General features: G+C 35.8%; 9 protein-coding genes. 2 read left to right on the top strand and 7 right to left on the bottom strand.

The window, feature by feature from the left end:
* Window positions 1–182: 182 nt before the first annotated feature.
* The 5 genes from ACVRWY_RS09150 to ACVRWY_RS09130 all read right to left on the bottom strand — a co-directional run bounded on the left by ACVRWY_RS09150 (window position 183) and on the right by ACVRWY_RS09130 (window position 4,238).
* Window positions 183–1,232, bottom strand: coding sequence for a BMP family lipoprotein (locus ACVRWY_RS09150; RefSeq protein WP_354369871.1), 1,050 nt, complete (start codon window positions 1,230–1,232; stop codon window positions 183–185).
* 86 nt (window positions 1,233–1,318) lie between these two features.
* On the bottom strand, window positions 1,319–1,711 hold the full coding sequence (locus ACVRWY_RS09145; RefSeq protein ID WP_354369872.1) for a cytidine deaminase: 393 nt from the start codon (window positions 1,709–1,711) through the stop codon (window positions 1,319–1,321).
* Window positions 1,698–2,360: a deoxyribose-phosphate aldolase gene (gene deoC / locus ACVRWY_RS09140; protein WP_354369873.1), complete on the bottom strand. Its 663-nt coding sequence runs from the start codon at window positions 2,358–2,360 to the stop codon at window positions 1,698–1,700. The genes ACVRWY_RS09145 and deoC overlap by 14 nt, the downstream gene beginning before the upstream one ends.
* A gap of 13 nt (window positions 2,361–2,373) precedes the next feature.
* Window positions 2,374–3,651, bottom strand: coding sequence for a pyrimidine-nucleoside phosphorylase (locus tag ACVRWY_RS09135; RefSeq protein WP_354369874.1), 1,278 nt, complete (start codon window positions 3,649–3,651; stop codon window positions 2,374–2,376).
* Window positions 3,648–4,238 carry a class I SAM-dependent methyltransferase gene (locus tag ACVRWY_RS09130; RefSeq protein WP_354369875.1) on the bottom strand — a complete coding sequence of 197 codons (591 nt, stop codon included), beginning with the start codon at window positions 4,236–4,238 and terminating at the stop codon, window positions 3,648–3,650. Before ACVRWY_RS09130 ends, ACVRWY_RS09135 begins: the two co-directional genes overlap by 4 nt.
* A gap of 117 nt (window positions 4,239–4,355) precedes the next feature.
* On the opposite strand from ACVRWY_RS09130, the gene coaA reads away from it, so the two are divergent.
* Together coaA and rpsT are read left to right on the top strand one after the other, a co-directional pair.
* Window positions 4,356–5,276: a type I pantothenate kinase gene (gene coaA, locus ACVRWY_RS09125; RefSeq protein ID WP_354369879.1), complete on the top strand. Its 921-nt coding sequence runs from the start codon at window positions 4,356–4,358 to the stop codon at window positions 5,274–5,276.
* Window positions 5,277–5,344: 68 nt separating this feature from the next.
* Window positions 5,345–5,581: a 30S ribosomal protein S20 gene (gene rpsT / locus ACVRWY_RS09120; protein WP_354369876.1), complete on the top strand. Its 237-nt coding sequence runs from the start codon at window positions 5,345–5,347 to the stop codon at window positions 5,579–5,581.
* A gap of 141 nt (window positions 5,582–5,722) precedes the next feature.
* On the opposite strand, the gene ACVRWY_RS09115 is transcribed toward rpsT, so the two are convergent.
* On the bottom strand, window positions 5,723–7,039 hold the full coding sequence (locus ACVRWY_RS09115; protein ID WP_354369877.1) for a sensor histidine kinase: 1,317 nt from the start codon (window positions 7,037–7,039) through the stop codon (window positions 5,723–5,725).
* Window positions 7,029–7,703: a response regulator transcription factor gene (locus ACVRWY_RS09110; RefSeq protein ID WP_427894066.1), complete on the bottom strand. Its 675-nt coding sequence runs from the start codon at window positions 7,701–7,703 to the stop codon at window positions 7,029–7,031. The genes ACVRWY_RS09115 and ACVRWY_RS09110 overlap by 11 nt, the downstream gene beginning before the upstream one ends.
* Window positions 7,704–8,034: the final 331 nt, after the last annotated feature.

Genomic DNA, 8,034 nt, shown 5'->3' with positions numbered 1-8,034 from the left:
GGTTTCAGGAACTTTGAAAACTTTAAAAAACGGATTTTGATTGCCTTGAACATAAAGAAAGAGAGAACGAATTTCGTCCTCTCTAGGTGTTAGCTTTTCATCTACCCACTACAGTTGACAAAGAGCCGATATTATACATATCTCAGTCCTAAAAAAGCGACCGACTAGGTCGCTAATTTTAATTATTTTTCTGGAACTGTAATATCACCAGAGATAATTTTTTCTTTTGCTTCTTCGATTGCTTTTTTAGCATCGTCAGAAAGATTAGTCATGGCAATATCAACTCCTGAATCTTTTAAACCATAAGTTGTTGTCTCACCACCTGGGAATTTACCATCTGCTGTATTGGTTGCAATCAATTGAAGTGACTTACCAACTTCTTTAATCGTTGATGCAAGAACAAAGTTAGATTCTTTTCCATCTTTTGAAGTATAATTACCTTCGTCTTTTTGATCGCGGTCAACACCGATTACCCAAACTTTGTCAGATTCATTACGTGTTTCATTTTCTGCCTTAGCTTCATTGAAAACACCAGCTCCTGTCCCACCTGCTGCTTGGTAGATAACATCTGCTCCACCTGCATATTGTGCTGCAGCAATTGTTTTACCTTTGGCTGCATCTCCAAATGAACCTGCATAGTTTACAGTTACTTTAATGGATGAATCAACAGATTTAACACCAGCTTCGAAACCTTTTTCAAAACGTTTGATAACTTCACCTTCCATACCACCGATGAAGCCAACATTCTTAGTTTTAGTTGTTTTTGCAGCAGCGATACCAGCAAGATAAGCAGCCTCGTTATCAGCGAACGTTACACTTGCAACATTGTCCATATCAGCGATTGTATCATCAATGATAACATAATTAGTATCTGGGTTTGTTTCAGCAGCTTTTTGAATAGAGTCATGAAGTGCAAAACCGATACCAAAAATAAGGTTATAGCCACTAGCAGTCGCAGAATCTAAATTGGTAGCATAGTCTGATTCACTAGCTGATTGGAAATAATCATAGCCATTACCTTTTGAAAGACCATTTTCTTTCCCCCATGCTTGAAGCCCTTCCCAAGCTGATTGGTTAAATGACTTGTCATCAACACCACCTGTGTCAGTTACCATAGCAACTTTGAGATCAGTCTTGGCATCACTATTTGAACTAGAGCTACGATTAGAACATGCAGCTAAACCTAAAACTGCAACTGAAGCTAGACCAATACCAATAAGTTTCTTGTTCATTAAATTGAACCCTCCTAAAAAACTTTTGCAACGTTTGTTGCGTGTGTTAAAACCAAATGGTTATAAGTAATAACATCATCCACAAACTAATCCAAGTCTGTAAACGAATATGGAAGTAAATCCCCGACCGTCGTCACGACCGTCTGCCCATTTTTAGCAATAAGCGTTACTTTTGCTTCCGGTTGAAAAAATTCAACCATAACTTGTCGACAAGCACCACATGGTGAAATTGGCTCTTTTGTTTCACCATAAATTGCAATCTCTTTTAAATCTCTATATCCTTCTGAAACAGCCTTGAAAATAGCTGTTCGTTCACCACAGTTCGTTAAACCAAAACTAGCATTTTCAATGTTACAACCTTGAAACACCCGTCCATCTTTAGTTTTTAAGGCCGCTCCAATAGGAAACTTAGAATAAGGAACATAGGCATGCTGGCTGGCTTGAATGGCTAAATTTACTAATTGGTTAGTATCCACCATCTGAAACTTGTCCTTCCATAATAGCAATCCCAGCAGAAGTTCCTATACGGTTTGCACCCGCTTTGATGAAGTTCGAAGCATCTTCTCTCGTACGCGCACCACCAGCTGCTTTTACACCTACTGCTTCACCAACAACTTGACGCATTAGCTTAACATCATCGATAGTCGCACCTCCTGTTGAAAACCCTGTAGAAGTTTTAACAAAATCAGCACCAGCTCTCACACTAGCTTGACAAGCAGCAACCTTCTCCTCCTCAGATAATAAACAAGCTTCAATAATAACTTTAACAAGCTTATCACCACTAGCTTCAACAACGGCTTTAATGTCTTCTTCTACATACTGGAGATTTCCTGATTTCAGCTCACCAATATTGATCACCATATCTACTTCGTCTGCACCATTAGAGACGACCTGCTTTGTTTCAAATGCTTTTACCTCTGATAAGGTTGCTCCTAGAGGAAAACCAATTACTGTACAAACTTTTACGTCACTATCTCGTAATTCCTCACGAGCCAATTTTACCCAAGTAGGATTGACACAGACACTGGCAAAGTTATATTGCTTTGCTTGAGCAATTAATTCTAAAATCTGCTCTTTTGTAGCATCTTGCTTTAATAGCGTATGGTCAATATACTTATTCAAGTCCATGATGACCTTCTTTCTAATTGATTATTTTCAGAATTTCTTTCTGAATAATCCTCTCACTACCTATTCTAACATTTTTTTTGAATTCTGTAAGCAGATTTTCAGTAATTTTTTGATTTGAGTAAATTTTTGCAAGGGTATCACCTTTTTTAATCTCATCCCCGACTTTTTTATCAAAAACAATACCGCTTTCATAATCTAAAGCATCTGTCTTGATTGCTCTACCTGCCCCTAATTTCATTGCAAATAAACCAAACTCTAAAGCTGGAAGAGCAGACACATATCCATCTTGTTCTGCTTTGACTTCGACTACATATTTGACTTGGACTGGTCGATATAAATCGATTATATCTCCCCCTTGCGCCTGAATCATTGCCTCAAATTTTTCTAGCGCCTCACCATTAGTCAACTTTTCTCTAATTTCAACTAGTGATTTTTGCACTCCTGCTAATTCCAACATCATTTGCGCTAGTTCACAAATAAAATCTGTGATATCAGAACGCCCCTCACCCTTCATGATGTCAATAGCTTCCAGAACCTCTAAACGATTCCCAATAGCTCTTCCTAGTGGCTGGCTCATATTAGTAATGACTGCAACTGTCTGACGTCCAACTTCTTTTCCTAAGGAAACCATTGTTTCAGAAAGTTGAATAGCTTCTTCCTCAGTTTTCATAAAAGCACCGTCACCAACTGTCACATCTAATAAAATGGCGTCTGCACCTGCTGCTATTTTTTTACTCATTACTGAACTGGCAATCAAAGGAATACTATCTACCGTCGCCGTCACATCTCTAAGAGCATAAAGTTGCTTATCTGCCTTGACCATTCGATCAGACTGTCCTATTACAGACAACCCTATTTCTTGAACTTGCTGGATAAACTCTGTCTTAGTTCGTTCAATCTGATAACCTTTGATGGACTCCAATTTATCTAAAGTACCACCTGTATGCCCCAGTCCTCTACCACTCATTTTCGCAACAGGGACACCGAAACTAGCCACAAGAGGGGCTAAGATTAATGTCACCTTATCACCTACACCACCAGTAGAGTGTTTATCAGTCTTGATACCATGGATAGCTGACAGGTCCATCTGCTCACCAGTTCCAACCATAGCCATAGTGAGGTCTCTCGTCTCTCTCATAGACATTCCTTTAAAATAAATCGCCATCGCTAAGGCTGACATTTGATAATCCGGTACACTACCTGTAACATAACCACTGACTAGCCAATGAATTTCTTCGGTCGATAATTCAAGACCATCACGTTTTTTTTGGATTAAATCTACTGCTCTCATATTCTCTCACTTCTAAGGATGTAATATCCCTTGTCTTTTTTGACAGTCTCTACATTTCCAAAAACTTCTGCCATCTTAGCTTTGGCACTCGGTGCTCCTTGTTTTTTTTGAATGACAATTGTCAAAGTGCCCCCAACTACTAGATGGTTAATGCTTTCTGATATAATGCGGTGGACAATTTCTTTTCCAGCCCTAATAGGAGGGTTACTAATAATATAATCAAATTCCCCCTCAACATTATCGTAAACACTTGATTGAAAAATGTTTGCTGACACATGGTTTTTTTCAGCATTTTTTTTCGCTAAATCTAAAGCTCTATGGTTTATGTCCACCATCGTTACATCTAATCCTTTAGTTTTTGCCAAAGCAATCCCTAGCGGACCATAACCACAACCGACATCTAATAACCGCCCTCCTTCTTCGACCTCTAAAGCATTTAGAAGAACTTGACTTCCGTAATCAATCATTTTTTTACTAAAAACGCCAGAATCTGTAAAAAAAGTAAACCAATCACCTAAAAGATTAACTCTTAACTCATGAATATCATGTGCAGCATCTGGGTTTTCTGCGTAATACATTTTTGACATATTTTTTCCTATCATCTTTTAGAACTTTTGCTTATTCATTATAGCATACTTTTTCTTCGATGAAAATGGTTACAATTAGAAGCAAACATGTTATAATCCTCTAGATAGGAGTTTTCTATAATGTATGATTTAACAAACTTTAAACAAATTTCACGTCAAAAATGGCAAGGTCTTGGTCACTTAAGCACTCCTCCTCTTTCACAAGATGAATTAGATTCTATCAAAAGTTTAAATGATAAAATTAGCATTCAAGACGTCACTGACATTTATCTCCCCTTGATCAATTTGATTGATATTTACAAGCATTCATCTGATCACTTAGACTTTTCAAAAAGTCTCTTTCTTCAAAATAAACCTGAAAAACGCCCTTTCATCATCGGGGTATCTGGCAGTGTAGCAGTCGGGAAATCTACAACCAGTCGTTTGCTCCAGCTTCTTTTAACACGAACCTATAAAAATAGCAAGGTTGAGCTGATGACAACGGATGGCTTCCTATTCCCTAATAAAAAATTAAAAAAAGAACAACTACTTCAAAAAAAGGGATTTCCTGAAAGCTATGATATGCCTGCACTAGTTAAAATGATCGAGGCCATAAAAGATGGAAAAGATTATGATATTCCGATTTATTCGCATGAAATTTATGATATTATTCCAAATCAACTCCAACATATCGCTTCTCCCGATTTTCTTATCATTGAAGGAATAAATGTTTTCCAAAATCCTCAAAATGATCATCTTTATATCAATGGCTATTTTGATTTTTCAATCTACATTGATGCAGATGAAAAGCATATTGAGAAATGGTATCTAGAACGATTTGAAAGTTTACTCTCACTAGCTAAGCAAAATCCCAACAATTACTATAATAGATTCAATAACCTTCCACGATCTGAGTCTCTAGCTATCGCCAAAAGCACATGGAAAAATATTAATCTGATTAACCTCAGAGACTATATTAAACCTACGCGAAATCGCGCTGATCTCATTTTACACAAGGATCCTCATCATAAAATAGACAAAATTTACCTTAAAAAGTGATTTAGGCTTGTCAAAACCAATTTTTTCCTATATAATGAGATAGTTAGTATGAGATGGAGGTGAAAACATTGGCAAATATTAAATCAGCTATCAAACGTGCTGAACTTAACGTTAAACAAAACGAAAAGAACTCAGCTCAAAAATCAGCTATGCGTACTGCAATCAAAGCATTTGAAGCAAATCCAACTGAAGAGCTTTTCCGTGCTGCTAGCTCAGCTATCGATAAAGCAGAAACAAAAGGTTTGATTCACAAAAACAAAGCTGGTCGTGATAAAGCACGTCTTTCAGCAAAAATTGCTAAATAAAAAGGCTTTTTTTATCTAAAAGTCATATGGAGAAGATTAATTCAGTCTTCTCTTTTTTGCTTTCTAAACAGATGTTACCATATAAAAATGACTCTATGATTTCTAAGAGATCTCTCTCAAAGTAATCATAGAGTCATTTTATTATAGTTTTACTTCAAAAATAGTTCCTTTAGGTCGATTGTCTTTAACGTGAATACTTCCTTTTAAAGAATCGACTATTTGTTTAGCCAAAGACAAACCTAAACCAAAACCTCCTTTTTGTCTTGTTCTAGCCTTATCAACACGATAGAATCGGTCAAAAATTTGCTTTTTATCCTCATCTGAAATCCCAAAACCATTATCACTGATAGTCAAATAGATATTTTTATCCGTACTTCTCACCTTAAAATCAATGATCCCTGAATCTTCCGTGTATTTAATAGCATTATCAAATAATATGGTCATCAATTGTTTTAATAACGTTTTATCGGTTTTAAATGACCTTGTCACTTGATTTTGGTAGGTAAAAATTTTATCGTTTTCTTCAGCGATTAAAGTATAATTTTCAAAAACATCATCAAAGAAACTAGGTTGTACTTCTGTTAGCTCTGGTTTTATACCATCATCACGTCTAGCTAAGTTCAAGAGATTTGTTGTTAAAATTCTCATATTTCTCACTTCATCTAGACTTGCTGCTATGTTTTCTGATTGTTCTAAAACAGTAGCATTCGGTTGCCTAAACAAGCTTTCTAATCTATTTTGTAGAACAGCTAACGGTGTACGCAATTCATGACTAGCATTTTCGACAAAAGATTTTTGCTTTTCATAGTTGGCTAGAATAGGCCTCATACTCCATCGTGCAAGATAAACACTAGCAGCAACTGAAAGAAACCAGAAAATAATCATCACGCTAACAATAATCGTAGAATAGCGTGCTGTCGATTCCTCGATTTGAGTCACATTGACGGCTACTGTTGCATATTTTAGTTCGGTATAAGTTGAACTTTCTACTTTTACTGTAACCAGATGGAAAGATTCTGAGTAGCCCAAGTCATTTTTAGGGCTATCTGAATAGACACTGTTTAAATTTTTAGTTTTCAACTTCAAATTACTTAACGTAGACAAACTAGCAATGTTATTAAGGATATTCCCATCTTTATCATAAAGAATAAAGGTGGTATTTGCTGCTAATTTTTCCGTTGGCACAGCTTCTATCATCGGATGATCTGAATTATCATCTGTTGCTTGAGTATCCTCTCCTCCTGGATTACCTGGCATCTCCATTACCCATGTAACATACTGGTCAATCTCTCTTGCGGTCCGTATCAATTTATTATCTACTGAAGAATAAAGCCCTACCCGCATAACTTGTAAGATGATAACCGTCATTACAATAAAAATACCTGTAAATACGGTAAAGAATTGAAGGAAAAAAGAAAAATTTTCTGTTTTGGATTTTTTTCTTAATTTACTCAGCATCTTTTAAAATATACCCTACACTGCGTAATGTCTGCATATTGTTTACAAAAGCAGTTCCTTTTAATTTTTTACGTATTTTAGATACATAAACCTCTACCACTGATAATGTGGTATCACTATCAAAGCCCCAGATACGATCAAAAATCTGAGTTTTGGGTAAAATAACATTCTGATTCTGAAGGAAATAAACAAGTAAATCAAATTCTTTCCCTAATAATTCAACTTCTAAACCATTAACAGTAGTGGTGTTAGTAGAGGTGTTAACACTAATTTCCCCGTAAGTTAAGGTGTTATCGTTTAATTTTCCTGAACGCTTTAATAATGCTTGAATACGCATTTTCAACTCTTCCAAATAAAATGGCTTAGTGAGGTAATCATCTGCACCTAATTCAAACCCATGACCTTTATCATCCAAGCTTTCTTTAGCTGTCATAATTAAAACAGGTGTTGTCACTCCCTTATCACGAAGCTCTTTCAAAACTTGAAAACCATCTTTTTCAGGAAGCATTAAATCCAATAAGATAAGATCATAGACACCACTTTCTGCCTCATATAGTCCTTCATCACCATCAAAGACTTGCATAACATCTGCAAAATCATCCAAGAAATCAAAAACAGAATTTGACAAACCTAGATCATCTTCAACCAATAAAATTTTAATCATCGCCCTTCTCCTTCTTGTTCCATTATAACATGGATTAACTAGCACTTTTACTTTTATCTATTCTTTTTACTCAGTTTAAAAACTTATTTTTCTTATATATAGTTTAGTCTTTTTAGCTTAAGACTAACTTAAGATTCCTAAGCAATTGGTTTTTGGATAAAAAACTCATCTTATAAAAAAACACCTCAAAAGAATCTGGACTCTCTTTTGGCTCTATAATTTCTGTAGTGGGTAAGAACACCGTGGAAATTATGGAGCCTTTTTGAATATAGAAAAAGGTCCCATATGACCTATAATGAAAAGCGACGAAACTCACATTAGAAAGGGTTCA

Source organism: Streptococcus porcorum (genome assembly GCF_053203725.1).
The sequence above is the reverse complement of the archived record's forward strand: the minus strand, read 5'-3'. Positions and strand labels throughout refer to the sequence as shown.